Genomic DNA, 25419 nt, shown 5'->3' on the forward strand with positions numbered 1-25419 from the left:
GCCGCCATGGGAGTTGCTCAGTGCCCGAAGGTGAACCAGTTGACGTTCACGAAGTCCGCCGGCTGGCCGCTGGTGAAGGTCAGATAGACGTCGTGGGTGCCGGTGACGGAGCTGATGTTCGCGGGGATCGTCTTCCAGGTCTGCCAGCCACCGGTGTTGGCCACCGAGAAGCTGCCGACGGGCGTGGCCGTACGGCTGTCGAGGCGCACCTCGACCAGTCCGCTGACCCCGCCGGCCGCACCGCCGGCGACCCGCGCGTTGAACTGGGTCGCCGCCGTGGAACCGAAGTCCACGCCCTTGTACAGCGCCCAGTCGCCGTTCGCGAGGGAGCCGATGTCCTGGCCGCCGCCGGTGTCGGTCGTGGTCTCGGTGGCGGTGCCCGACTGGCTGTCGTACGACTCGGCCTGGATCGTGCCGTAGGCGTCCCGGCTGCCGGACGGCGGCGGCGTGGTGGTTCCGCTCCCACTGCCCGCGGCCTGGAGCACCTGCACGTAGTCCACCACCATCGGGTGGCCCGACTCGGTGGCGCCGTCCAGGCCGCCGCCGAAGGCGTCCGGGAACGCGCCGCCCATCGCGACGTTCAGGATGACGAAGTAGCCGTGGTTCGTGGCGTTGGTCCAGGTCGTCGCGTCGACCTGGTTCGCGGTGACCGTGTGGTAGTTGACGCCGTCGACGTAGAAGCGGATCGCCTCCGGGGTCACCGAGCGGTCCCACTCCATCGTGTAGGTGTGGAAGCCGGACTGACAGGTCGTGTTCGGACACGCGACGGAGTTGCCGATGCCGGTGGTCTCGTTGCACGGGCCGCCCGGGTTGGTGCCGCAGTGCATCGTCGCCCACACCTTGTTCAGGCCCTGGACGTTCTCCATGATGTCCAGCTCGCCGACGCCCGGCCAGTTCTGGTAGTTGCCCCGGTACGGCGCGCCGAGCGCCCAGAACGCGGGCCAGTAGCCTTCGGCGGCGGTGCCGGTCACGTTGGGCATCTGCAGCCGGGCCTCGACCCGCAGCTTGCCGCCGGACGGGGGCTGGAAGTCGGTGCGCGTGGTCTCGATGCGTCCCGAGGTCCAGTTGCCGGCCGAGTCGCGCAGTGGGGTGATGCGCAGGTTGCCGTTGCCGTCGAGCGAGACGTTGTTGGTGCTGTTGGTCATCGTCTCGACCTCGCCGGTGCCCCAGTTGGCAGGCCCGCCCGGATACGAAGTCCCGGTGCTGTACTGCCAGTTGGAGGTGTTGACGCCGGTGCCCGCGGCGCCGGTGAAGTCGTCGAGGAAGACCTGCGTCCAGCCGGACGGGGGCGTGGGCGCGGAGGCGTTCGCGGGCAGGGTGACGGCCGCCGCCGCGGCGGCCGCCAGCCCGAGCGTGCTGAGCACGGCGATGAGCGCGCGTCGCCGTCTGGGTATGCCGGAGGTTGCACTCATGGAGGTGCCTCTCGGGTACGGGGTGAGGTGCGCGGGTGACTTCGAGAGCACTCTGAGAGCGCTCTCAAAGTGGGCCCAATGTGCTCTCCGTCCCGGAGGCCGTCAAGACTTAAAGCAAGGAAAGTCCTTTCACGGGAGGGAGGTTCACGGCTTGAACCGCCCAAAGGGGCTAAAGCGCGCTGCCCGCCTTCCACTCCGCCCAGGACAGGTTCCAGCCGTTGAGCCCGTTGGCCGGATCGACGGTCTTCTCGCCGGAGTTCTTCACGATCACCACGTCGCCGAGCATCGAGCTCTCGTAGAACTTGTAGCCCGCCACGGAGCTGTCGCTCGCGCCCTTGGCGTCGTGCAGGCCGACGCAGCCGTGGCTGGTGTTCTGGCTGCCGAACACGGACGTCGAGGCCCAGTAGTTGCCGTGGACGAACGTGCCGGAGGTGGTCAGGCGCTGGGCGTGCGGGACGTCGGAGATGTCGTACTCGTCGCCGAGGCCGACCGTGGAGGACTCCATCCGCGTCTGCTGGAACCGCTCGCTGATCACCATGATCCCGGACCACGTGGTGTGGTCGGCGTCGCCGCCGGAGACGGGGTAGGTGGCCAGGGTCGCGCCGTCCCGCTTCACCACCATCTCCTTGCTCGACAGATCCACGGTGCTGATCTGCGCGCGGCCGATGTGGAAGGTGACGTCCTTCGACTGTATGCCGTATACGCCATCCGTTCCCTGGACGTCCTTCAACCGCAGACCGAGGGTGATCGTCGTTCCGGCCGCCCAGTACGTCTGCGGCCGGAAGTCGAGCCGGGTGTCGCTGAACCAGTGCCCGACGACCTCCACGGCCGGTTCGGCGGTCACCGTGATCGCCTTCTCCACCGCGGCCTTGTCCGACACGGCGTGCGAGAAGTTGATCGAGACCGGCATCCCGACGCCGGATGTGGAGTTCGCCTCGGGGGTGAAGTAGCCGACGAAGGTCTCGCCGGGGGACTTGGTGGTGAAGGTGGCCGTCTGCGCGGCGGCGCCCTCGGCCTGGGCAGTGACCGTGTACTTGGTGCCGGAGTACGGGTTGGTCGTCGACGTCCATGTCGTCCGGGCCGCGTCGAGGGAGCCCGCGAGTGCCGAGCCGTCGTTGCCCGTCACCTTCACGGAGGCGAGGGTGCCGTCGGTCACGGTGACCTCGACCGGGCTGGTGAAGGCCGCCTTCTCGGTGCCGTCGGCAGGGGTGACCGAGATCACCGGCTGCTTCGCGGCCGCCGCGGCCTGCGTGGACGCGGAACCCGACGTCCCGGTCGTCGTGTTCTCCGACGCGTCCGCCGACCCGGAGCTGCACCCGGTCAGCGCGACGGCCGGAGCGGCGCCGAGCACCGCCAGGATCCCGCGCCGGGACCACCCCTGCGACTGCTGCTCGGATCGGTTCGATATGTGCGAGACGCCCACGGCACGCCTTCCTGAGTTGCCCACCTTTGCGCGTGCATCCTGCGCCTCCCAGATGGGGCGAACCTTTGAATCCCCCGGTCGCCGTCTGAGATTCCCGTGAGGACGGCCCGAGCAGGGCCGCCGCGCGCCCGCGCCGCCAGGAGCGCCGCGCGAGCGCTACGCGAGCGGGTGGTCGTAGCGGATGAACCCGTTGAAGGCCGCCACCCTGTCGTACAGGGCACGGGCGGTGGTGTTGTCCTCCTGGGTGGTCCAGTACAGACGGGCGGCGCCCCGCTCGCGCGCCGCCTCGGCGACCCGCTCGATCAGCGCCCGGGCCACGCCCCGGCCGCGCGCCGCCTCATCGACGTAGAGGTCCTGGAGATAGCAGCTGTCCGCCATCCAGCCCGTGGCGTGGAACAGGTAGTGCGCGATGCCCACCAGTTCCCCGTCCGCCCGGGCGCCGACGGCGTGCACCTCGCCGCCGTCGCGCAGGCGTCGCCACATCTCCTCGTACCCCTCGTCGGGCACGTCCGTGCGGTAGAACTTCTTGTAGCCGCGCGCCAGCACTTCCCAGGCGGGGCGGTCGTCCGGGTTCAGCGAACCGATCTCGATCATGGTTGGGCATTCTCGCCGGGAGTCCCCGCAGGCGCCAGTCCCGACGGGCGGCTCACTCGGTCCGGCCCTCCGGCTGCCAGCCCAGGGCCCGTGAGATCCCCCGGGCCGCGAGACGCACCGCCGGCACCAGCACCGGGACGGCTGCGTCGGCGTGCGGGACGACGACCGACACGGCGGCCACCACCGCGCCGTCCGGACCGCGCACCGGAGCGGCCACCGACAGGGCGTCCTCCGTGACCTGACGGCTGCTCACCGCCACACCCGTGCGCCGTACTTCGGCCAGCACCCGCCGCAAGCGCACCGGATCGGTGATGGTGTGGGCGGTGTAGGAGACCAACGGCCTGGCGCAGTAGGCCTCTTGGAGCTCGGAATCGCCGTTGGCGAGCAGCGCGAGCCCGACGCCGGTGACATGCAACGGCCAGCGGGCGCCCACCCGGATGTGCACGCCGACCGCCGAACGCCCCGACAGCCACTCGGTGTAGACGACATCGGACCCGTCCCGCACCGCCAACTGCACGTTCTCGTGCGTGGCTTCGTACAGGTCCTCGAGGTAGGGCAGCGCGACCTGACGCAGTGCCAGGCCGCGCGGTGCCAGCGCCGCGACCTCCCACAGCCGCAGCCCGACGTGGTACACGCCGGACGCGTCCCGCTCCAGGGCGCCCCACTCGGTCAGCGCCCCCACCAGCCGGTGCGCGGTGGTGAGGGTCAGCCCGGCGCGGCGGCTGATGTCGGTCAGGGACAGCGCGGAGTGCGTGTGGTCGAACGCGGCGAGCACGGCCAGCAGCCGGTCCGGCGCGGAACGCGAGGTCGTGGCGAGGGCGCCCCGGTCCATCAGGTCCTCCTCACTGTGTCAGGCGAGGCCGTCCCCGGCGATCCGCAGCAGCAGTGTGTGCAGTGTCTCGCGGTCGGCCGGGTCGAGGGGGTCCAGCAGTTCGTTCGTCACCCGCAGGCCCGCCTCGTCGGTGCCGCGCAGGAAGGAGCGGCCGTCCTCGGTGAGGACGACGATCCGGCTGCGGCGGTCGTCCGGGGCCGGGCGGCGCTCGGCGAAGCCCAGCTTCTCCAGGTCGTCGACCAGGCCGACGATCGCACTGGGGTCGTAGCCGAGCCGGGCACTCAGCTCGCGCTGGAGGGAGCCCTCGGAGGTGGCGAGGAAGCGCAGCACCGCGTAGTGGCGCAGGCGCAGCCCCGACTCCTGGAGGAACGTGTTGAACAGCTGACCCGAGCGCAGTCCGAGGCGGTAGAGCAGGTAGCCCGTGTCCGCGTGCAGCTCACGCATCCATGGCTCGTCCGCGTCGATCGGGGCGGCGTTCACTGCGTTGTCCTGGCGGGCGATGGCGGGCTCCCTGGGCTAGGTCCCCTTCCGGGGGCGGTTCGTCCTACAGATTCCAGCATGACGCACCCCATAGGTCGACAACAACTATTGACGACAACAATTATTGCTCTTAGCTTCGATCTCGACGTCGCGCTCCAGGCGACGCGAAGTCGCACCCCATGTGAAGGGACACCGTCGTGCCCAGCATCGATCTCACCGGCAAGGTCGCCGTCGTCACCGGCAGCGGCCGGGGCCTCGGCCTCGCCTACGCGCACGCCCTGGCCGCCCACGGCGCCTCCGTGGTCGTCAACGACGTCGACGAGGCGGTCGCCGAGCAGGCAGTGAAGTCCATCACCGAGGCCGGCGGCACAGCCGTCGCCGAGGTGGTCCCGGTCGGTACGACCGAGGCCGCCGAGCGGCTGGTGAACCGGGCCGTGGAGGAGTTCGGGCGGCTCGACATCCTGGTCACCAACGCGGGCATCCTGCGCGACAAGGTGCTGTGGAAGATGACCGACGACGACTTCGACGCAGTGATCGCCACCCACCTCAAGGGCACCTTCACCTGCGCCCGCGCCGCCGCCGTCCGGATGCGCGAGCAGGGCGAGGGCGGCACGCTGATCCTCGTCGGCTCCCCGGCCGGCCAGCGCGGCAACTTCGGCCAGACGAACTACGCCGCCGCCAAGGCCGGCATCGCCGCCTTCGCCCGCACCTGGTCCATGGAGCTGGGTCGCGCGAACATCACCGTCAACGCGATCGTGCCGGTCGCCGCGACCGCGATGACCGAGACCATCCCCGCCTTCGCCCCCTACGTCGAGGCGCTGAAGAACGGCGAGCCGTTCCCGGACTTCCTGCGCAAGGGCGAGGGCTTCGGCACTCCCGAGGACTGCGCCGCGCTGGTGCCCTTCCTCGCCTCCGAGGCCGCCCGGTCCATAACCGGCCAGGCCATCGGCATCGGCGGCGACAAGGTGGCACTCTGGTCGCATCCGCAGGAGATCCGCGCGGCCTACGCCGACGGCGGCTGGACCCCCGAGTCCCTGGCCGACGCCTTCCCCACCTCGGTCGGTGCCGAACTCCAGACGGTCGGCATCCCGGCCCCCAAGTTCCCGGAGGCGTGACCATGACGACCCTCAACGTCGAGGAACTCGTCGCGATCGACGTCCACACCCACGCGGAGGTCTCCTCCAAGGGCCACTCCTCGCTGGACGACGACCTGCACGACGCCTCCTCCGCCTACTTCAAGGTCGAGGGCAAGCGGAAGCCGACCCTTCAGGAGACGGCCGCCTACTACCGGGAGCGGAGGATGGCCGCCGTGATCTTCACGGTGGACGCCGAGTCCGCGACCGGCACGGCGCCGGTCCCGAACGAGGAGGTCGCCGAGGCCGCCGCTGCCAACGCCGACGTCCTCATCCCCTTCGCCTCCATCGACCCCTTCCGGGGGAAGGCGGGTGTGAAGCAGGCCCGGCGCCTGGTGGAGGAGTACGGGGTGAAGGGCTTCAAGTTCCACCCCAGCATCCAGGGCTTCTTCCCCAATGACCGCTCGGTCGCGTACGGCCTCTACGAGGTGATCGAGGAGACGGGCACCATCGCCCTGTTCCACACCGGCCAGACGGGCATCGGCGCGGGCGTGCCGGGAGGCGGCGGGATCCGCCTGAAGTACAGCAACCCGCTGCACGTGGACGACGTGGCGGCCGACTTCCCGCACCTCAAGATCATCCTGGCGCACCCGTCCTTCCCCTGGCAGGACGAGGCCCTCGCCGTCGCCACCCACAAGCCGGGCGTGCACATCGACCTGTCCGGCTGGTCGCCGAAGTACTTCCCGCCGCAGCTCGTGCAGTACGCCAACACGCTGCTGAAGGACAAGGTCCTCTTCGGCTCCGACTTCCCCGTCCTCACCCCCGACCGCTGGCTCGCCGACTTCGACAAGCTGACGATCAAGGACGAGGTGAAGCCGAAGATCCTCAAGGAGAACGCCGCCCGTCTGCTCGGGCTGACCACACCGTAAGGGGCGTGGAAGATGCGCAACGAGGGACTGGGGTCATGGCCCGCACGCCGGGCCCGCAAGACCCCGCACCGCACCGCCCTGGTCCACGGTGAACAGTCGACGGACTATCGCACACTGCATACACGCACCACGCGCCTGGCCCACGCCCTGCGCGCCCGGGGCGTGCGGCGCGGCGACCGCATCGCCTACCTCGGCCCGAACCACCCCTCCTACCTGGAGACCCTGTTCGCCGCCGGCACCCTCGGCGCGGTGTTCGTCCCCCTGAACACCCGCCTCGCGGGCCCCGAGATCGCCTACCAGCTCGCCGACTCCGGCGCCAAGGCCCTCGTCTACGGTCCCGCGCTCGCCGGCCTAGTCGCCGGACTGCCCGGTAACACGGACGTCCGGACCTATGTCGAGGTCGGCGCCGAATACGAGGAGGCACTCGCCGCCGCTTCCGACGAGCCGATCGACACGCCGGTCACCCCCGACGACACCTGCATCATCATGTACACCTCGGGCACGACCGGCCGCCCCAAGGGCGCCATGCTCACGCACGGCAACCTCACCTGGAACGCGATCAACGTCCTCGTCGACACCGACCTGATCGCCGACGAACGCGCCCTGGTCTCCGCGCCGTTGTTCCACACAGCCGGCCTGAACATGCTGACCCTGCCGGTGCTCCTCAAGGGCGGCTGTTGCGTCCTGGTCGAGGCCTTCGACCCGGAGGCCACCTTCGACCTGATCGCCCGGCACCGGATCACCTTCATGTTCGGGGTGCCGACGATGTTCGAGCAGGTGGCCCGGCATCCCCGCTGGGCGGACGCGGACCTGTCGTCCCTGCGGATCCTGACCTGCGGCGGCTCCCCGGTGTCGACGCCACTGATCGCCGCCTACCAGGAACGCGGACTCACCTTCCTCCAGGGCTACGGCATGACCGAGGCCGCCCCCGGAACGCTGTTCCTGGACGCCGAGCACTCGATCAGCAAGGCGGGCTCGGCCGGCGTCCCGCACTTCTTCAGCGACGTACGCGTCCTGCGCCCCGACCTCACCCCGGTCGAGGTCGGCGAGACCGGCGAGGTCGTCGTGCGCGGGCCGCACGTCATGCCCGGCTACTGGGGGCTGCCCGAGGAGACGGCCGCCTCCTTCGCCGACGGCTGGTTCCGCAGCGGGGACGCGGCCCGGGTCGACGAAGACGGTTACGTGCACATCGTCGACCGCATCAAGGACATGATCATCTCCGGTGGGGAGAACATCTACCCCGCCGAGATCGAGGACCAGCTCCTGGCTCACCCCGACATCGTCGAGTGCGCGGTCATCGGCGTGTCCGACGACAAGTGGGGCGAGGTGCCGCGCGCGGTCGTCGTGCCCCGCGAGGGTGCTGCGCTCGACCCCGACGAGGTGCTGGCCTCGCTCGCCGGGCGGCTCGCCAAGTACAAGATCCCCAAGTCGGTGGTGGTTGCGGACGAACTCCCGCGCACCGCCTCCGGAAAGCTCCTCAAGTCCCGGGTGCGCTCCCGGTACGGCACCAAATCCTGAACAACTCCCCTGTGAGGAACGGCATATGAGCATCACCGTCAACGGCCTCGACGAGCTGAAGAAGCTGGCCGGCAGCGACCTGGGCACCAGTGAGTGGATCGAGGTCACCCAGGAGCGCATCGACACGTTCGCCGACGCGACCGGGGATCACCAGTGGATCCACGTGGACCCGGAGAAGGCTGCGGAAGGTCCCTTCGGCGCCCCGATCGCCCATGGGTACCTCACCCTGTCGCTCTTCATCCCGCTGTTCACCGAACTGCTGGACGTCCAGGGCGTCACGACCAAGGTCAACTACGGGCTGAACAAGGTTCGTTTCCCCTCGCCGGTCAAGGTCGGCTCGCGTATCCGCCTGGTGGGCAAGCTGAACGAGGTCGAGGACGTGCCGGGCGGCGTGCAGATCACCGTCGACGGGGCGATCGAGATCGAGGGGGGCGCGAAGCCTGCTGCCGTGCTGCAGAGTCTGTCGCGGTTCTACGCGTAGGGGCTTCGCCCTGGGCGCCGTAGGGGTGACGTGTGTGGGGAACTGCGGGCCGTCTGCGGCCGGTCGCGCGGTTCCCCACACCCCTCGCGGGGCGCCTCAGCGCACGACGTCCACGAAGATCGGGTTGGAGTAGAACCAGGTGTCGGCCCATGGGTCGCCGTTGCCCGGCTCGTGCGGGACGGGGCCGTGGGGGTCCACGGAAGCGCCCAGGCAACCGGTTCCGTTCCGGTTGCCGTCGCTGCCGCGCAGACGGACGTAGAAGGACTCCTCGCCCACGGTGAGCGGAACGCGCAGGGTGTACGTTCCCTTGCGGCCGCGCACGTCCGTCGTCAGGGCGACCTTCGTGTCGGGGGCCTTCCAGGCGTCGCGGTCGGACACGGGCCCGCGCACCGCGCCCCGGATCACGTCCACGTGTGCCAACTCCGGGAGGACCCCCTGGGGGTTGGGCCGGGAGGCGGTGGTGACGGTGATGTCCAGGGTGAGCTTCTCGCCCCTGCGGACCCGCAGCCGACCGCCGAGAGTGACGCCCCGGCCGCTGCTGTGCTCCCGCCGCAGCCGCACCTCGAGCCCGTCGAGCAGATGCCCGTGGTCGAGCCACACGCGGCCCTCGCGCAGGCCCGTCATCACCGCCCGGTAGCCGTACCGGGTGACGCCCACGTGGGTGCGGCTGAACTGGCCCGGCCAGAAGTCGCTGCCCGGCTGCGGGGTGTCGGTGTTCACCGGGTCGGGCAGTCTGCCGGTGTTGTCGAAGTTCTGCCCGGCCGGCCAGTCGCCGTTCTTCCAGGTGTCGAAGACGGTCCGGTGGTTGTCGGAGTTGGTGGTGATCGAGAACAGCCGGCCCTCGGCCAGCATCGAGTCCCACAGTCCGCCGACGGTCGCGGTCGCCCAGTCGAAGCCGCCGTAGGTGAGGTAGGCGTCCGCCGGGTAGCCCGCGTACGACTGCGCGGACGGCTTGTTCTCGTACTCGCCGCGAATCGAGGTGCTGCCGCGCCAGCCGGGGATCGCCGCACCCTGGGCGCCGGGTGCGCCCTCCATGCCGATCATGATCTCGGGGGCCGCGTCGCGCCAGCCCCGCATCTCGTGGGGGGAGTCGATGCCGAGGCGCAGCGGGTGGTTGGCGAGGACGAGGACGTCGTCGACGTAGCCGGTGCGGCGCTGTTCGGCCAGCCACTTGATGGCCTTGACGGCGTGCGCCTCGTTGCGGGCGGTGTCGGACGCTCCGGCGGATCCCTCGGTGTAGCCGAGCAGCTTGCCGTCGTAGGCGAGCTCGAACTGCGTGAGCAGGTCGACCTCGTGCGGGCCGGGCGCGGCGAACACCGTGCAGTGCTCGGCGGCCGGGATGTACCACTCCAGGCCCTGGAAGATCAGCTGGCGCGGGTTCTCGGCCCGTGCCTTGAGGATCTCCTTGTGCTCCAGCGCGGCGCCGTAGGAGGCGTGCCCGAAGTTGGAGTGCTCGTTGAACACCATCCAGTCCAGGCCGTACCTGGCGGCGGCCCGCGCCTGCTGGGAGAAGGTGTACTTCGCGTCGTGGCTGTACACGGAGTGCACATGGTGGTCGCCGACCAGATAGGCCAGGCGCGGGTCCTCACCGCCGTAGCCCCGGTCGGCGGCGGCGACGGCCGGGGTGGCCGCCCCGCCCAGCGCGAACGCGGCGCCGAACAGACCGGCACGGCGCAGGAGTTGCCGTCTCGACACGCCTTGGGCGTCGAGGGCGGCGGGGGAGACGGACGGGTCGGCCCAGACGGGCAGCTGCTGCTCGGTCATGATGCTTCGGTGTCCTCTTCGAGGGCGTCAGTGGTTCATGAAGGAGGCGACGGGCAGCGCCCGTTCGACGATGCGGACGTCGCCGAGACGGCCGTGCAGGATCTGGTCGATCTGTCCGCCGTACTCGTAGCCGCCGAGCAGCCAGGGCAGCCCGACGGAGGTGATGCCGACGGCTGTCGCCTTCGGGTTGCGCACGACCGGGCAGCCCTCGACGTACAGCGTGGTGTGCCGGCCGTCGTTGACGACCGCGAGGTGCCACCAGGTCTCCAGCGGGGTCTCCTGCCCCCAGTTGGTGGCGATGCCCTCCTGGTTCAGCGGGCGCATCGCCCACTGCGGCTCCCGGTCGTTTGAGAGGGAGAGGGTGGCGAGCGGCTCGTCGGGGTCGTCGCCGGTCTTGCCCGCGGCCCCACCCGTTCCCGTCCGGCTGACCAGTCCCGACCAGGCGTGGTGCGAGGGGTCCCAGTCGGCCGGGAGGCGGTAGAACGCCTCGATGGTGTAACCGGTCTTGAACGTGGCAGAGTTGAGCGGCGCACCGTCGACCGTCCGCAGGTACGCCCCCTTCAGCGGGGACTTGAAGCCCTGGAACTCCAGGCTGCCGTGCCCGGGTTGGTCGGGGTGGTGGTCGGACGACCAGCCGAGCGTTCCGCCGCCGACCGGGACGACGGTGAGGTCGTTGCCGCGCCCGGACAGGTCACGGACGGTGCCGGACACGGCCGTACCGGCGGCGTGCCCGTCGAAGCGCCAGTACGCGACCGTGCCGGGGACGACGATCTTCGAGACGGGACGTGCGGCGCGCGCCGGCACCGGGGCGAAACCGGAGAAGCGTGTCGCGAAGTCGATGTCGACCGAGAACCGGTCGGCGTCGCCGCTCAGTTCGATCTCCTGCCGCTCCAGCTCGCCCAGCCCCTTCGCGGCCCGGCCCAGGATCCACGGGGAGACGGTCTCCACGTCGATGACGTTCCGATCGAGGTCGAAGCGGTAGAGCCGGATCATCGCCGCGCCGCCGAAGTAGCGGTTCTGATAGTTCGTCAGGTGCAGGTGGACGTCATGTCCCGCCGCGTTCCTACGCGTTGCCCGACCGGCGGGCCAGTAGTGCCCGTTGAGGGTGAGGAAGATCTGGTCGTGATCCTCGATCAGCCGGTCCCACAGCTGCTGCCCGTACGCCGAGAGGGAGTCGTCCTCGACGACCAGCTCGTGCGTGGTCAGGACGACGGGCGTCCTCGGGTGCCGGGCGAGGACGTCGGCGGCCCAGGCGTAGCCCTTCTCCGAAAGCCGCCAGTCCAGCGCCAGCACCATCCACTCCCGGCCGGCCGCCCGGAACAGGTGGAACGAGTTGTAGCCGTCGGGGGAGGCCCCGCCGAACGTCGACTTCCCCCGGAAACGCTGCGGACCGAAGGCGTCCAGGTACGGGGTCGGGCCGCGCTGGTCGGTCGTCGACGACTTCACGTCGTGGTTGCCGGCCAGGACGCTGTAGCCGACCCCGCGCCGGTCGAGCAGCCCGAACGCCTCGCTGATCGCGGTGACTTCGTCCTTCGCTCCGTTCTGGGTGAGGTCGCCGAGGTGGGACAGGAACACGATGTTCTCGGCTCCCTCTTCGTCGCAGCGCTCCAGCAGATAGCGCAGCGACGCCTCGACCGGCGCCTTGTCGATGCTCGGCCCGTCGAACAGGTACTGCGTGTCGGGCATGACGGCGAGCGTGAAGCGACGGCTGTCGGGGTCGGGACGCCATTGCTCGGCGGAGGCCGCCTCGGCGGTGGCCGGCAGGGTGAGGCCGGCCGTGGCGGCGGCGCCGAGCAGTGCGGTGGCCCGGAGGAAACCGCGTCTTCCGGCACCGGCCTGCGCGGCCTCGCCGCAATCGTGGGCATGCGAAGTACACACGTGTGCTCCGTAGGGAAGTCCGTGGCTGGGAAGGGGAGTTCAGAGAACGCGCAGGGTCCAGCTCCAGCGGTGGACGCCCGGTGCGACGAGGTAGGAGGGGAAGGTGTCGGGGCCGCACGACGCCGTACCGAGGCCGCGGTGTGCCGCGTCGAGGTGCACCACGCAGCCGGCGCGCGGGACGAGTTCGTCGTGATGGGAGACGGCGGTCAGGTCCTCGGCGCGGTACCGCGTGACGGAGACCTGGCGCGGCTCGTCCAGCGTGACCGCGAGGCCCGTGGCGTCCGGCGCCGACAGCATGAAGCGCCGCACTCCGTGCCGGCCGCCGCTCTCCTGCGGACGCAGGTACGGAGTGAACAACTCGTCGACGGGGACGGAGTGATGGCCCACCGGCGCGCCACCGCTCCGGTCGGGATACGACTCCCAGGGGCCCTGCCCGAACCACTCCAGCAGGTCCAGCCCCGCAACCGTCTCGAAGACCGAGCCGACGCGCGCCACGTCGTCGAACTCCTCGGGCAGCTCGGCCTGTTCGTCGATCCGGACCCCGCCCTCCACCGGCGTGAACACCTGCCGGTGCCGGACGACGCCGGCGGTTCCGGCGTACTCGGAGAGCACGCACACTCCGTCGCCCTCCTGGTGAACCGAGACCAGCTTGCGCACGAGGGCGTCCAGGCCCCACGTCCGCCAGCGCAGCGCCATCCCGCCGAGCTCGTCGTTGTCGGTGGGCGCCCGCCACAGCGACAGCGTGGGCGGTGCGGTCAGCAGAGGGTGGACGAGGAGTCCGTCGGCGTCGATCTCGACCCGACCGGAACCCATCGGTTCCTCGACCGGGGTGGCCGCCCGCAGCCGCACCTGTGGAGCGCACACCTCCGTGCCGCGCGGCGCCCACGACAGGTCCTCCGCCGTCGTCACGCGCAACGTCAGCCACGCCTCGCCGCCGTCCTCCGGCAGTGCGAACGGCAGCGGTACCACGGCCGTCTCACCCGGCCGCAGGTCGGGTAGTTCGGCCGCCGCGGTGAGCGTCCCGCCGTGGGCGAGTGACAGCTCCCACTCGCCCGCGAGCCACTCCAGGCCGCGGAAGTGCTGGTGGTTGGAGAGGACCAGACCCTCGTGCCGGAAACCCTGGAGCCGCAGCGGCGCGGCGAGTTCACGGTGCTCGTACATCACCGGCTTGGGAGTGCGGTCCGGGAAGACGACGCCGTCGGCGATGAACGCGCCGTCGTGGTCCTTCTCGCCGAAGTCGCCGCCGTACGCCCAGCGGTACCCGGGCGCGGCGACACCGTTGTCATAGAGCCCGGCGCCCCCACGCCCGACCGGTCTTCCGTCGTTCACGGACTGAAGGATTCCGTGGTCCCAGAACTCCCAGATGAACCCGCCCTGAAGACCCGGGGTGGCCTCGATGGCGGCCCAGTGGTCGGCCAGCGTGCCGTTGCTGTTGCCCATCGCGTGGGAGTACTCGCACTGGATGAGCGGCTTGGTCTGCCGGCCGGACAGCGCGTGCGCCACGCAGTCCTCCAGGGGCGCGTACATCGGGCAGGCGATGTCGGAGGCGAGCTCCGGATCCGCCCAGCCGCGCTTCGCGGCGCCCTCGTACTGCAGCGGCCGGGTCGGATCGTGCCGGCGCACCCAGCCCGCGGCCGCGTCGTGGTTCGCGCCGTAGTCGGACTCGTTGCCCAGCGACCAGATGATGACCGACGGGTGGTTCTTGTCCCGCAGCACCATTCGCGAGACCCGGTCGACGAAGGCGTTCAGATAGCGCGGGTCGTCGGCGATCTCGTGGGCGTGGTCGTGCGACTCGATGTCCGCCTCGTCGACGACGTAGAAACCGATTTCGTCGGCGAGGTCGTACAGCGTCGGGTCGTTGGGATAGTGCGCGGTGCGGATCGCGTTGAAGCCGAAACGCTTCAGCAGGACGAGGTCCGCGCGCATCTCCTCGGACGACACCGTCCGCCCCGTGAGCGGGTGGAAGTCGTGCCGGTTGACGCCCCGGATGAAGACCCGTTCGCCGTTGACCAGCAGGTCCCGGCCGACGATCGCCACGTCCCGGAAACCGACGCGGTGCCGGGAGGTGTCGGCGACCGCGCCGTCGGCGCGGTGCAGGCGGACCGTCAGGCCGTACAGCTCGGGCGTCTCGGCCGTCCAGGTGCGCACCTCGGGCACCCGCGTGTGCAGGCGTGTCTCGCCGAGAAAGGCGGAGACGCGCTCGTCCTCGGCGTTGGCCAGGTCGAACGCGGCGTCCTGCGTGAGCGCCAGCCCGTCCAGGTCCCCGCTGACGTACCACCCCTCGGGCAGCGCCCCGCCGCCGGCGTCCCGCACCTGGCAGTCGATCCGCAGCTCCCCGTCCTGCCCCGCCCGCACGGTCACGTCGGCCAGGTGCAGCGGGTCGGTGGCGTACAGCAGCACCGAGCGGGTGATCCCGCCGTGCCACCAGTGGTCCTGGTCCTCGATGTGCGAGGCGTCCGACCACTTGACGACCGTCAGCCGCAGGACGGACCGCCCGCCGGGGCGCACGGCGCCCGACAGGTCGAACTCGGCCGCCAGATGGGAGTCCTTGGAGATGCCGACGGGCCGCCCGTCCACGTGGACCAGCAGCACGCTCTCGGCGGCCCCGACCTGGAGCACGATCCGGCGCCCTGCCCACTCGGCGGGGACGTCGATCTCCCGCTCGTAGACCCCGGTCGGATTGTCGGCGGGCGACAGCGGAGGGAATTCTGCATACGGCATACGGATGTTCAGATACTGCGGAAGGTCGTCCGTATCCTGCATGGTCCATACACCGGGCACGGATGCCGTCGACCAGCGACCGCCGACCGGCGCGTCCGGAGCGGACAGCAACCGAAAGCGCCAGTCGCCGTCCAGGGAGTGTGCTCCGGAGCGCCGGTCGACGGCGTTCATGGGCAGCCGCCCCCAGGAGGTCACCTCGGGTGCCTCCCAGGGGCGCAGCGCCAGCAGCGGGTCCGTCACGTGATCGCTCACTTGATCGCTCCCTTGGCGAGGTCCCCGATCATCTGGCGGGCGCCGACCGCGAACACGATCAGCAGCGGGACGAGGGCGAGCAGTGCGCCGGTCATGACCATTCCGTAGTCCGTCGTGCCGTGGGTGCCGTTGAGCTGGGACAGGGCGACCTGGAGGGTCACGTTGTCCGGGTTGGTGAGGGCGATCAGGGGCCAGGCGTAGTCGTTCCACTGGCCCATGAAGGTGAAGATGCCGAGGAACGCCAGGCCCGGCCGGACCACCGGGAGGGCCACGTGCCAGTACTGGCGCAGGAAGTTCGCGCCGTCGATGCGGGAGGCGTCGAGGAGTTCGTCGTGGATCGCGCCCGTCATGTACTGGCGCATCCAGAAGATGCCGAACGCGTTCGCGGCCGCCGGCACGATCAGCGCCGTCATCGAGCCGATCCAGCCGAGCTTCGCCATGATCACGAACTGGGGGATGGCCTGGAGCTGCGCCGGGACCATGAAGATGAACATGAGCAGCACGAACAGCAGCCGCTTGCCCGGAAACTCGAACTTGGCGAAGACGAAGGCCGCCAGCGAGTCGAAGAACAGGACCAGGAACGTCACCGAACCCGCCACCAGCAGCGAGTTGAACATCGAGCCGAAGAAATCGATGTTGTCGAAGAGGTTGCGGACGTTTTCCAGGAAGTGCGTGCCCGGCAGCAGCTTGGGCGGGTAGGAGAAGATCTCCGACGAGGTGTGCGTCGACATGATCACGGCCCAGTAGAACGGGAAGGCCGAGAGCAGGATGCCGACGACGAGGCTCGCGTGCAGCGCGAGCCCTCTGCGCCGGGACCCCTCGATCCCCTTGGTCCGCCGGGTTCCTTGGATGGATGCCATGGTGTGCGGGCCTCCCTAGTCTTCGCCCCGGCGCTGCACCAGGCGCCAGTTGATGATCGAGAAGAGGACGACGACGAGGAAGATGCCCCACGCCACGGCGGCGCCGTAGCCGAAGTCGTTGTTGTCGAAGGTCTGCTGGAAGAAGTAGAGGACCATGGTCCGGCCGGCATGGCCCGGACCGCCCGAGAACGTCGAGTCGTTCGACGTGTTCTGCAGCAGGACCTGGGGTTCGGAGAAGCTCTGCAGACCGGTGACCGTCGACACGACGAGCACGAACAGCAGCACCGGGCGCATCATCGGCAGCGTGATCCGGAAGAAGGTCTGCACGGGACCCGCGCCGTCCATCCGTGCCGCCTCGTACAGCTCGCTCGGGATGGTCTGGAGCCCGGCGAGGAAGATGATCGCGTTGTAACCGGTCCACTGCCAGGTCATCAGCGTCGCGATGGCGATCTTGATGCCCCACGGTGTGTTCAGCCAGGCGATCTGGTCGAAACCTATTGCCTGCAGAAAGGCGTTGACGAGACCGAAGTTGGTGGAGAAGACCGAACCGAAGATGATCGCGATCGCCACGACCGAGGTGACGTTCGGCAGGAAGTATGCGATGCGGTAGAGGTTTCTGAAACGGACCGCGGAGTTGAGCATCACGGCCGTCACCATCGCCAGGAAGATCATGGGGAAGGTGGCCAGCGCCCAGATGACGATCGTGGTCCCGATCGAGCTCCAGAACTCGGAGTCGCTCAGCAGGTACTGGTACTGCGAGAGACCCGCCCACTCCATCGAGCCGAGGCCGTCCCAGCGGTGGAAGGAGAGGTAGAGCGAGAATCCGACGGGGATCAGACCGAAGCAGAGGAAGAGCAGGTAGAAGGGGGAGATCGCGGCGTAGAGGTGCCAGTACTTGCGGAAACCTTTCCCGGGCTGCGTCGTGGGTGTTTCCGTCACTGCCGCCGGGGGCCTCTCCAGTGCGGGAAGGGTGGCCATCAGTAGCTCACCCCCAGGTGCTTCGCGATGCGCCGGCATGTGCTCATGGCGTCACTCCAGGCCTGCTTCGGGTCCTTGCCGAGGACGCCGACGTTCTTGATCTCGTCCTTGATGGGCTGCCCGAGCGCCACGTCGAAGGGGCTGTTGTAGGCGACCGCGATCTTCTGCGCGGCGGGCCCGAAGACGTCCATGGTGATCTGGCCGCCGAAGAAGGGGTCGGGCTCGCGGACCTGCTTCAGGTCGTACGAGGCGGGGGTCGAGGGGAAGAGTCCCGCGTCGACGAAGCCCTGCGCCTGGTTGCCCGCGTCGAGCATCCAGCTGATGATCTGGAAGGCCCGCTCGGGCTCCCGGCACGCCTTGGTGATCGACAGGAACGAGCCGCCGTTGTTGGAGGGCCGCACGGGCATGTCGGCCACCCGCCACCTGCCCTTCGTCTTCGGTAGGCCGTTCTTGAGGTCGCTGGTGGCCCAGGAGGCGCCCAACTGGCTCGGCAGCTTGCCGGCCTCGATGGCCGAGAACTGGTCCGGGGTGCCGTTGACCAGGTTCGAGACGATCTTGCGCTGCTTGGCCTCGACGGCGAGCGCCCAGGCGTCGCGCACGTGTTCCTGGTCGCCGATGAAGTGGCGGTCCTTGTCGACATACCGCAGGCTGCCCTGCTGCACCACGTTCTCGAAGACGCTGTTGACGTCGGTGAGCAGGGAGGCTCCAGGGATCCGCTTCCTGAGCCGCTCGCCCGCCGCGAAGAACCTCTCCCAGGTGTTGAGCTCCTTCGACACGTCGGCGGGCTCGTAGGGCAGCCCCGCCTTCTGGAAGACGGCGTACTGGTAGAGGTGCGCGACCGGGCCGCAGTCGATCGGGAAGCCGACCATCGTGCCGTCGTCCGCGATGCCCTGCTCCCACTTCCAGGGCAGGTACTGGGACTTGTGCTTGTCCGCGCCGAGGGTGCGCAGGTCCACGAACTGGTCGGCGTTGGGCAGGTAGGACGCCATGTCCTCGCCCTTCAGCCCCGCGATGTCGGGAACGTGGGCGCGCCCGGCCATCGTCGTGATCAGCTTCGACCGGTAGTAACCGCCGATCTTGATGGCCCGGAGGTCGACCGAGCTGTCGTAACGGGCCTTGGCGTTCTTGATGACCGTGTCGCCGAGGCCGCCGTCCCAGTACCACAGGACCATGTTCCGGCCGGTCGAGCCGGTCGGAACGGCGCAGCCGGACGCCAGGCCGCCGAGCGCTGTGGCGGCCGAACCGGCCAGGCTCGCGCGCAGCAGGCCTCTACGTGAGAGCCGCACAGCTCCCACCGCCTTTCGGATCTGTTCGCGTCTTCGCAGAAGACGGGGTGCAATTCGAGGGGCATTGCGTGGGGTTGGCTTCTTGGGAGCCGGAGCCGGAGCCGGAGCCGGAGCCGGTCAGAGCCGGAGCCGGTCAGAGCCGCTGGGCTGGCGGGGTGACCGGCGCATACCGCACCGGCGGCCCCACGTCCGCCGGGATGCGGTCGGCCAGGAAGCCGTAAGTCCGCCTCAGCTCGGGGTCGCTCACCGAGCGCCACCATCGGTCGACGCCGTACCAGCCGGGGGCGGCGAGGGCGCCGCTGTGATGCCGCACCGAGAGCCCGGCGGCCAGGACGGCGAACAGCAGCCGTTCCTCCAGCGGCCAGCCGCCCAGGGAGGCCGCGACGAAGCTGGCGCCGAACACGTCCCCGGCGCCCGTCGCGTCCAGGACGTCGACGTCGAGGGCGGGGACCCCGGCGTACTCCCCGGTCGTCTGGTCGACCGCGAGAGCGCCCTCGGCACCCCGGGTGACCACGGCCACCGGCACCAGCTCCGCGAGCGTGCCGAGCGCGGCGACCGCGCTGTCGGTCCGGGTGTACGCCATCGCCTCGGTCTCGTTGGGGAGGAAGGCGTGGCACAGGGCGAGCCGGTCGAGGAGGTCGGTGGACCACTGCTGGGTGGGGTCCCAGCCGACGTCGGCGTAGATCTGGGTGCCGTTCGCGGCCGCCTTGGCGAGCCACGCGCGCGGTTCGGCCTCGAGGTGCACGAGGGCCGTGCGCGCCTCGGGCGGGTCGCCCATCAGCTCGTCCTGCGAGTACGGCGGCTCCTGGCCGTGGGTGACCAGGGCCCGGTCGTGGCCGTACGCGAGAGCGACGGTGACCGGGGTGTGCCAGCCGTCCGCCACCCTGGAGAGGGCGAGGTCGACGCCCTCCTTACCGGCGAGGACCTCCTGGCAGTGGACGCCGTAGAAGTCGTCGCCGAAGACCGTGGCCAGCGAGGTCCTCAGGCCGAAGCGGGACGCTGCCACCGCGAGGTTGGCGATGCCGCCGGGGCCACAGCCCATGCCCGCCGTCCAGATCTCCTCGCCCGGCGTCGGAGGCCTGCCGAGCCCCGTGAGGACGAGGTCGTAGAAGAGCAGCCCGGTGAGCAGCACCTCGGGCCGGTCGTCGTCCACCGCGCATCCTCTCGTCAAGACTCTTCATTTCGGTGACCGGAATCGTGCGCCCCTCCGCGACTTTGGTCAATACCTCAGCAGAAGTGAGCATGGATTTGATTGAAGATGACGAGTAGTGTTCACGCCGTGCTGGCAGAACGACGACATCAACTCATCCTGCGGGCCCTGCGCTCCGGTGGCCCCGCGGCCGTGACCGATCTCTCCGAGCAGCTGGGTGTGAGCCCGGCCACGATCAGGCGTGACCTGGTCAAACTCGAGGAGGACGGCCTGCTGACCCGGGTGCACGGCGGCGCCGTCGCGGAGGAGGGCGACCAGCCCTTCGCCGAGGTCGCCGAGGTGCGCGTGGCCGAGAAGGACGCCATAGCCGCTCGCGCCGCGGCGATGGTCGCGGACGGCCAGTCGGTGCTCCTCGACATCGGTACCACCGCCTACCGCCTGGCCCGGCAGCTGCACGGCCGACGGCTGACGGTGATCACCAGCAACCTCGTGGTCTACGAGGAGCTCGCCGACGACGAGGGCATCGAGCTGGTGCTGCTCGGCGGCATGGTCCGCCGCGAGTACCGCTCCCTGGTCGGCTTCCTCACCGAGGACAACCTGCGCCAGCTGCACGCCGACTGGCTCTTCCTCGGCACCAGTGGAGTGCGTCCGGCCGGACAGGTGATGGACACGACGGTCGTCGAGGTGCCAGTGAAACGGGCCATGATCAAGGCCGGTGACAAGGTCGTCCTGCTCGCCGACTCGGCGAAGTTCCCGGGTACGGGTATGGCGAAGGTCTGCGGTCCCGAGGACCTGGACGTGGTGGTGACGGACACGCCGGTCGACGCAGCGACGCGGGCCTCCTTGGAGGAGGCCCGCGTCGAGATAGTCGTGGCAGGAAAGGTGCAAGCTTGAATCCTCTCCCTCGCAATCGAAGGAGATTCCTGGCTCACGGTGCTCGAACGCTCAGCAAGCGATCGAGTCTTACGCGATCAGCACCAGCCGGGTTGAAACCAGCCCGGGTTTTTGGAACAAGTGCAAGGAGACAGCGCGTGCTTGGTTCTCGCAACGCACTGCGCGGAGTTTACCCGATCATGTGGGCAGATGTCCGTCCAAAGGTCGAATCCTCGTTCCGTGACCTGCTCTGCAGGGGCTCGTCTTTCCCCCAGCCTGGACGCCGGGGCATCCTCGGAGGAACCCGGTGAAACTGACGATTCTGGGCGGCGGTGGGTTCCGGGTGCCGCTCGTGTACGGGGCGCTGCTGACGGACCGGGCCGAGGGGCGGGTCACGGAAGTCGTTCTGCATGATCTGGACGACAGTCGACTGTATGCAGTCGCCCGTGTACTGGATGAGCAGGCGGCCCGCGTCCCCGACGCCCCCAAGGTGACCGCCATCACCGACCTCGACGAGGCTCTGCGCGGCGCCGACTTCATCTTCTCCGCGATCCGCGTCGGCGGCCTCGAAGGCCGAGCCAACGACGAACGGGTGGCCCTCGCGCAGGGCGTCCTCGGCCAGGAGACGGTCGGCGCCGGCGGCATCGCCTACGGTCTGCGGACGGTCCCCGTCGCCGTCGACATCGCCCGGCGGGTGGCCCGCCTGGCCCCCGACGCCTGGGTCATCAACTTCACCAACCCGGCGGGCCTGGTCACCGAGGCCATGTCCCGCCACCTCGGCGACCGCGTCATCGGCATCTGCGACTCCCCGGTCGGCCTCGGCCGCCGTATCGCCCGCGTCCTCGGCGCCGACCCGAAGGAGGCGTGGATCGACTACGTCGGTCTCAACCACCTCGGCTGGGTCCGCGGCCTGCGCGTCGCCGGACGCGACGAGCTCCCGCGGCTGCTCGCCGACGCCGACCTCCTCGGTTCCTTCGAGGAGGGCAAGCTCTTCGGCGTCGACTGGCTTCAGTCCCTCGGCGCGATCCCCAACGAGTACCTGCACTACTACTACTTCAACCGGGAAGCCGTCCGCGCCTACCAGCAGGCCGAGAAGACCCGCGGCGCCTTCCTCGCCGACCAGCAGGCCCGCTTCTACGAGGAGATGAAGCGCCCCGACGCCGCGGCCCTGACCGCCTGGGACCGCACCCGCGCCGAACGCGAGGCCACCTACATGGCCGAGAACCGGGAGGCGGCCGGCGCCGGCGAACGCGACGCCGACGACCTCTCCGGCGGCTACGAGAAGGTGGCCCTCGCCCTGATGCGGGCCATCGCCCGGGACGAGCGCACGACCCTGATCCTCAACGTCCGCAACCAGGGCACCCTCTCGGTGCTCGACACGGACGCCGTCATCGAGGTGCCCTGCCTCGTCGACGCGAACGGCGCGCACCCGGTCGCCGTGGCCCCGCTGCCCGAGCACGCCACGGGTCTGGTCTGCGCGGTCAAGGGCGTCGAGCGCGAGGTGCTCGCCGCCGCCGAGTCGGGCTCCCGCGCGACGGCCGTGAAGGCGTTCGCGCTGCACCCGCTCGTCGACTCGGTGAACGTGGCCCGCAGGCTGGTCGAGGGCTACACCGACGTCCACCCCGGGCTGGCGTACCTTAAGTAGGCGCCCGATGGAAAGCGCTTTCCCGTCACCCGGTCCGCCCGGTCCGCCCAGCCCCTGGCCCCCGTGCCGCCCCGGCCTCCGTGGTCCCTCTCTGGAGATTCCCCATGCATGACGAACGCCGCCGCATCGAGGAGCGCGTCGAACGCGTCCACAACCAGCGCATCAAGCCCGCGATCTACGCGGCCACCATGCCCTTCGAGGTCGAGGCCTGGCAGGCGCCGGGGGAGCCGGTCCCCTTCGCGGAGGCCGCGGCCGCCACCTACGAGCCCTTCGCGATGGACACCCCGTGGGGTCCGCCGTGGGGCACCACATGGTTCCGGATGCGCGGACAGGTGCCCGCCGAGTGGGCCGGCCGGCGCGTCGAGGCGGTGATCGACCTCGGCTTCGTGGGCGACTGGCCCGGCAACCAGGCCGAGGCCCTCGTCCACCTCACCGACGGGACACCGCTGAAGGCGGTCAACCCGCTCAACCAGTACGTGCCGATCGGCAACCCGGCGATGGGCGGGGAGACCATCGACTACCTCGTCGAGGCCGCCTCCAACCCGGACATCCTGGCAGGCGACTTCGCGGCGCCGACCCCGCTGGGCGATGTACTGACGGCAGGCGACCGTCCACTGTATACATTCCGCCGCGCCGACATCGCCGTCCTCGACGAGCAGGTCTGGCACCTCGACCTCGACCTCCAGGTGCTGCGCGAACTCATGGTGCACCTCGGCGAGCACGAGCCGCGCCGCCACGAGATCATGCACGCCCTGGACCGTGCCATGGACGTCCTGGACCTGGACGACGTCTCCGGCAGCGCCGCGGCCGTCCGCGAGGTCCTCGCCCCCGTGCTGGCCCGCCCCGCCCACGCCAGCGCCCACACCATCTCCGGCGTCGGCCACGCGCACATCGACTCCGCCTGGCTGTGGCCGATCCGCGAGACGAAGCGCAAGACCTCCCGCACCTTCTCCAACGTCACCTCGCTCGCCGACGAGTACGACGACTTCATCTTCGCCTGCTCGCAGGCCCAGCAGTACGAGTGGGTGCGCGACAACTACCCCCACGTGTGGGCGCGCATCCAGGAGTCGGTGAAGAAGGGGCAGTGGGCCCCCGTCGGCGGCATGTGGGTCGAGTCCGACGGCAACCTGCCCGGCGGCGAGGCCATCGCCCGCCAACTGGTCCACGGCAAGCGCTTCTTCATCGAGCACTTCGGCATCGAGACCAAGGGCGTCTGGCTGCCGGACTCCTTCGGCTACAACGCCGCCTACCCGCAGCTCGCCAAGCTCGCCGGGAACGACTGGTTCCTCACCCAGAAGATCTCCTGGAACCAGACGAACAAGTTCCCCCACCACACCTTCTGGTGGGAGGGCATCGACGGCACCCGCATCTTCACGCACTTCCCGCCCGTCGACACCTACAACGCGCGGTTCAGCGGCGAGGAGATGGACCGCGCCGTGCGCAACTACTCGGAGAAGGGCGGCGGTACGCGTTCCCTGGCCCCCTTCGGCTGGGGCGACGGCGGTGGCGGCCCCACCCGCGAGATCATGGAACGGGCGCGCAGGCTGGCCGACCTGGAAGGCTCGCCGAAGGTCGTGCTCGAGCACCCCGACACGTTCTTCGCCAAGGCCCGCGCGGAGTACCCGGACGCCCCCGTCTGGGTCGGCGAGCTCTACCTGGAGCTGCACCGCGCCACCTACACCACCCAGGCCCGCACCAAGCAGGGCAACCGACGCAGCGAACACAAGCTGCGCGAGGCGGAGTTGTGGGCCACGACGGCCGCACTGCACGCGCCGGGCTACGCCTACCCGTACGAGAAGCTCGACCGGCTGTGGAAGACGGTCCTGCTGCATCAGTTCCACGACATCCTGCCGGGTTCCTCCATCGCCTGGGTGCACCGCGAGGCGGAGGCCGAATACGCGCGTGTCGCTGAGGAGTTGGAGGCCCTGACGGCCGAGGCGGTGGCCGCGCTGGGCGGGGCCCGGGCGGGCGCGGGCGCGACGGGCGACGGCTCGCCGGTCTCGCCGCGGGTGTTCAACACCAGCCCGTACGCCCGCGCCGAGGTGGTCCGCACGCCCGAGGGCGCGCCGGCGTACGTCGAGGTGCCCGCGAGCGGCAGCGCACCGCTGGCGGACGCGCGGCCGCCGCAGCCCGTGACGGTCGCCGGTCGTGTCCTCGACAACGGCCTGGTCCGTGTACAAGTCGCAGAAGACGGCACACTGTCTTCTGTATTCGATCTACGGTCGAACCGTGAGGTTCTCGCCGGTCAGGGCAACCTGCTGCGCCTGCACACCGACCTCCCGAACTACTGGGACGCCTGGGACATCGACAAGCACTACAAGAACCGGTACACCGACCTGTTGGAGCCGGACGCGGTGACGGTCGTCGAGGAGGACCCGCTCGTCGGCGCGATCCGGATCGCGCGCTCCTTCGGCAAGGGCTCGACGATCACCCAGACCATCACCCTCCGTGCCGGCAGCCCCCGCATCGACTTCGAGACCGACATCGACTGGCACGAGGCGGAGAAGATCCTCAAGGCGGCCTTCCCGGTGGACATCCGGGCGCCGCACTCCTCCGCCGAGATCCAGTTCGGCCACATCCAGCGCCCCACCCACACCAACACCAGCTGGGAGGCGGCCCGCTTCGAGGTCTCCGGCCACCGCTGGGTGCACATCGGCGAGCCCGGCTACGGCGTCGCCGTCATCAACGACTCCACCTACGGTCACGACGTCTCCCGTACGGTCCGCGAGGACGGCGGTACGACGACCACGGTCGCCCTGAGCCTGGTCCGCGCCCCGCGCGTCCCCGATCCCGAGGCCGATCAGGGCCGACACCGCTTCACCTACGCGCTGCTCCCCGGCGCGAGCATCGAGGACGCGGTCGCGGAGGGGTACTCCCTCAACCTTCCGCTGCGCGTGGCGGGCGTGGCGGACGCGCCCGAGCCGGTCGTCTCGGCGGACGGTGACGGCATCACCGTCGAGGCGGTGAAGCTCGCCGACGACGAGTCCGGTGACGTCGTCGTCCGCCTCTACGAGTCCCGCGGCGGCCGGGCCACCGGCACCCTGCGCACGGGCTTCCCGCTCGCGGGCGCCCAGGTCACCGACCTGCTGGAGCGGGCGATGGAACCGGCGACCGTAGGTGAGGACGGTGCCGTCGCCGTCGCCCTGCGCCCCTTCCAGATCCTGACGCTCCGTCTGGAACGCACCATCACCGGCCGTTAGCAACGGCGCCCTCGGGGGCGGGCCCGCGACCCGCACCGCACCACGCCACACCGCGCGCCCGCCCCCGTCC

Annotated in this window: 19 protein-coding genes; 7 read left to right on the top strand and 12 right to left on the bottom strand. The window is 70.0% G+C overall.

Annotation, left to right across the window (positions count from 1 at the left end; translation table 11 throughout):
- Window positions 1-17 precede the first annotated feature (17 nt).
- The 5 genes from OG289_RS41680 to OG289_RS41700 form a co-directional block, all read right to left on the bottom strand.
- Window positions 18-1412 carry a glycoside hydrolase family 16 protein gene (locus OG289_RS41680; protein ID WP_327319189.1) on the bottom strand — a complete coding sequence of 465 codons (1395 nt, stop codon included), beginning with the start codon at window positions 1410-1412 and terminating at the stop codon, window positions 18-20.
- 169 nt (window positions 1413-1581) lie between these two features.
- Complete coding sequence (locus tag OG289_RS41685; RefSeq protein WP_327319190.1) at window positions 1582-2835, bottom strand: L,D-transpeptidase; 1254 nt, start codon at window positions 2833-2835, stop codon at window positions 1582-1584.
- Window positions 2836-2991: 156 nt separating this feature from the next.
- Entirely contained in the window at window positions 2992-3429 is a 438-nt protein-coding gene (locus OG289_RS41690) for a GNAT family N-acetyltransferase (RefSeq protein ID WP_327319191.1), read from the bottom strand.
- 52 nt (window positions 3430-3481) lie between these two features.
- Window positions 3482-4261: an IclR family transcriptional regulator gene (locus tag OG289_RS41695; RefSeq protein ID WP_327319192.1), complete on the bottom strand. Its 780-nt coding sequence runs from the start codon at window positions 4259-4261 to the stop codon at window positions 3482-3484.
- An 18-nt stretch (window positions 4262-4279) separates the two neighbouring features.
- Entirely contained in the window at window positions 4280-4705 is a 426-nt protein-coding gene (locus OG289_RS41700) for a MarR family winged helix-turn-helix transcriptional regulator (protein ID WP_327320963.1), read from the bottom strand.
- Window positions 4706-4938: 233 nt separating this feature from the next.
- Here OG289_RS41700 and OG289_RS41705 point away from each other — a divergent pair, with 233 nt between their 5' ends.
- From OG289_RS41705 to OG289_RS41720, 4 genes are read left to right on the top strand one after another with little or no spacing between them, the layout of a single operon-like run.
- Entirely contained in the window at window positions 4939-5856 is a 918-nt protein-coding gene (locus OG289_RS41705) for an SDR family NAD(P)-dependent oxidoreductase (RefSeq protein ID WP_327319193.1), read from the top strand.
- A 2-nt stretch (window positions 5857-5858) separates the two neighbouring features.
- Window positions 5859-6743, top strand: coding sequence for an amidohydrolase family protein (locus OG289_RS41710; RefSeq protein ID WP_327319194.1), 885 nt, complete (start codon window positions 5859-5861; stop codon window positions 6741-6743).
- A gap of 12 nt (window positions 6744-6755) precedes the next feature.
- The gene (locus OG289_RS41715; protein ID WP_327319195.1) at window positions 6756-8261 is read left to right on the top strand and encodes an acyl-CoA synthetase; all 1506 of its coding nucleotides are present in this window, start codon (window positions 6756-6758) and stop codon (window positions 8259-8261) included.
- Window positions 8262-8286: 25 nt separating this feature from the next.
- The gene (locus OG289_RS41720; RefSeq protein ID WP_327319196.1) at window positions 8287-8742 is read left to right on the top strand and encodes a MaoC family dehydratase; all 456 of its coding nucleotides are present in this window, start codon (window positions 8287-8289) and stop codon (window positions 8740-8742) included.
- A 96-nt stretch (window positions 8743-8838) separates the two neighbouring features.
- Here OG289_RS41720 and OG289_RS41725 read toward each other — a convergent pair whose 3' ends face one another.
- The 7 genes from OG289_RS41725 to OG289_RS41755 all read right to left on the bottom strand — a co-directional run bounded on the left by OG289_RS41725 (window position 8839) and on the right by OG289_RS41755 (window position 19634).
- Complete coding sequence (locus OG289_RS41725) at window positions 8839-10506, bottom strand: histidinol-phosphatase (RefSeq protein ID WP_327319197.1); 1668 nt, start codon at window positions 10504-10506, stop codon at window positions 8839-8841.
- A 27-nt stretch (window positions 10507-10533) separates the two neighbouring features.
- A complete protein-coding gene (locus OG289_RS41730) occupies window positions 10534-12384 on the bottom strand; it encodes a LamG-like jellyroll fold domain-containing protein (RefSeq protein ID WP_327319198.1) in 1851 nt (616 codons plus the stop codon).
- A gap of 39 nt (window positions 12385-12423) precedes the next feature.
- Window positions 12424-15345, bottom strand: coding sequence for a glycoside hydrolase family 2 TIM barrel-domain containing protein (locus OG289_RS41735; protein WP_327320964.1), 2922 nt, complete (start codon window positions 15343-15345; stop codon window positions 12424-12426).
- Window positions 15346-15353: 8 nt separating this feature from the next.
- Window positions 15354-16217 carry a carbohydrate ABC transporter permease gene (locus OG289_RS41740; protein WP_327319199.1) on the bottom strand — a complete coding sequence of 288 codons (864 nt, stop codon included), beginning with the start codon at window positions 16215-16217 and terminating at the stop codon, window positions 15354-15356.
- 15 nt (window positions 16218-16232) lie between these two features.
- Window positions 16233-17195, bottom strand: a complete 963-nt coding sequence (locus tag OG289_RS41745; protein WP_327319200.1) for a carbohydrate ABC transporter permease — start codon at window positions 17193-17195, stop codon at window positions 16233-16235.
- Window positions 17195-18481 carry an ABC transporter substrate-binding protein gene (locus OG289_RS41750; protein ID WP_327319201.1) on the bottom strand — a complete coding sequence of 429 codons (1287 nt, stop codon included), beginning with the start codon at window positions 18479-18481 and terminating at the stop codon, window positions 17195-17197. The genes OG289_RS41745 and OG289_RS41750 overlap by 1 nt, the downstream gene beginning before the upstream one ends.
- Before the next feature lie 133 nt (window positions 18482-18614).
- On the bottom strand, window positions 18615-19634 hold the full coding sequence (locus OG289_RS41755) for a carbohydrate kinase family protein (RefSeq protein ID WP_327319202.1): 1020 nt from the start codon (window positions 19632-19634) through the stop codon (window positions 18615-18617).
- Window positions 19635-19760: 126 nt separating this feature from the next.
- Between OG289_RS41755 and OG289_RS41760 the strand changes: the two genes are divergently transcribed.
- From OG289_RS41760 to OG289_RS41770, 3 genes are all read left to right on the top strand, one after another.
- Window positions 19761-20525: a DeoR/GlpR family DNA-binding transcription regulator gene (locus OG289_RS41760; RefSeq protein ID WP_327320965.1), complete on the top strand. Its 765-nt coding sequence runs from the start codon at window positions 19761-19763 to the stop codon at window positions 20523-20525.
- A 286-nt stretch (window positions 20526-20811) separates the two neighbouring features.
- Window positions 20812-22149 (top strand): 6-phospho-beta-glucosidase, encoded by a 1338-nt coding sequence (locus tag OG289_RS41765; protein ID WP_327319203.1) that lies wholly within the window; start codon window positions 20812-20814, stop codon window positions 22147-22149.
- 104 nt (window positions 22150-22253) lie between these two features.
- A complete protein-coding gene (locus OG289_RS41770) occupies window positions 22254-25349 on the top strand; it encodes an alpha-mannosidase (RefSeq protein ID WP_327319204.1) in 3096 nt (1031 codons plus the stop codon).
- Window positions 25350-25419 lie beyond the last annotated feature (70 nt).

It is taken from the genome of Streptomyces sp. NBC_01235, assembly GCF_035989285.1.
Lineage (GTDB): Bacteria > Actinomycetota > Actinomycetes > Streptomycetales > Streptomycetaceae > Streptomyces.

Excerpts from the sequence above, each read along its gene's own strand:
- OG289_RS41680 (WP_327319189.1), bottom strand. The coding sequence starts at position 1,412 with ATGAGTGCAACCTCCGGCATACCCAGACGGCGACGCGCGCTCATCGCC.
- OG289_RS41690 (WP_327319191.1), bottom strand. The coding sequence starts at position 3,429 with ATGATCGAGATCGGTTCGCTGAACCCGGACGACCGCCCCGCCTGGGAA.
- OG289_RS41695 (WP_327319192.1), bottom strand. The coding sequence starts at position 4,261 with ATGGACCGGGGCGCCCTCGCCACGACCTCGCGTTCCGCGCCGGACCGG.
- OG289_RS41700 (WP_327320963.1), bottom strand. The coding sequence starts at position 4,705 with ATGCGTGAGCTGCACGCGGACACGGGCTACCTGCTCTACCGCCTCGGA.
- OG289_RS41710 (WP_327319194.1), top strand. The coding sequence starts at position 5,859 with ATGACGACCCTCAACGTCGAGGAACTCGTCGCGATCGACGTCCACACC.
- OG289_RS41715 (WP_327319195.1), top strand. The coding sequence starts at position 6,756 with ATGCGCAACGAGGGACTGGGGTCATGGCCCGCACGCCGGGCCCGCAAG.
- OG289_RS41720 (WP_327319196.1), top strand. The coding sequence starts at position 8,287 with ATGAGCATCACCGTCAACGGCCTCGACGAGCTGAAGAAGCTGGCCGGC.
- OG289_RS41725 (WP_327319197.1), bottom strand. The coding sequence starts at position 10,506 with ATGACCGAGCAGCAGCTGCCCGTCTGGGCCGACCCGTCCGTCTCCCCC.
- OG289_RS41740 (WP_327319199.1), bottom strand. The coding sequence starts at position 16,217 with ATGGCATCCATCCAAGGAACCCGGCGGACCAAGGGGATCGAGGGGTCC.
- OG289_RS41745 (WP_327319200.1), bottom strand. The coding sequence starts at position 17,195 with ATGGCCACCCTTCCCGCACTGGAGAGGCCCCCGGCGGCAGTGACGGAA.
- OG289_RS41770 (WP_327319204.1), top strand. The coding sequence starts at position 22,254 with ATGCATGACGAACGCCGCCGCATCGAGGAGCGCGTCGAACGCGTCCAC.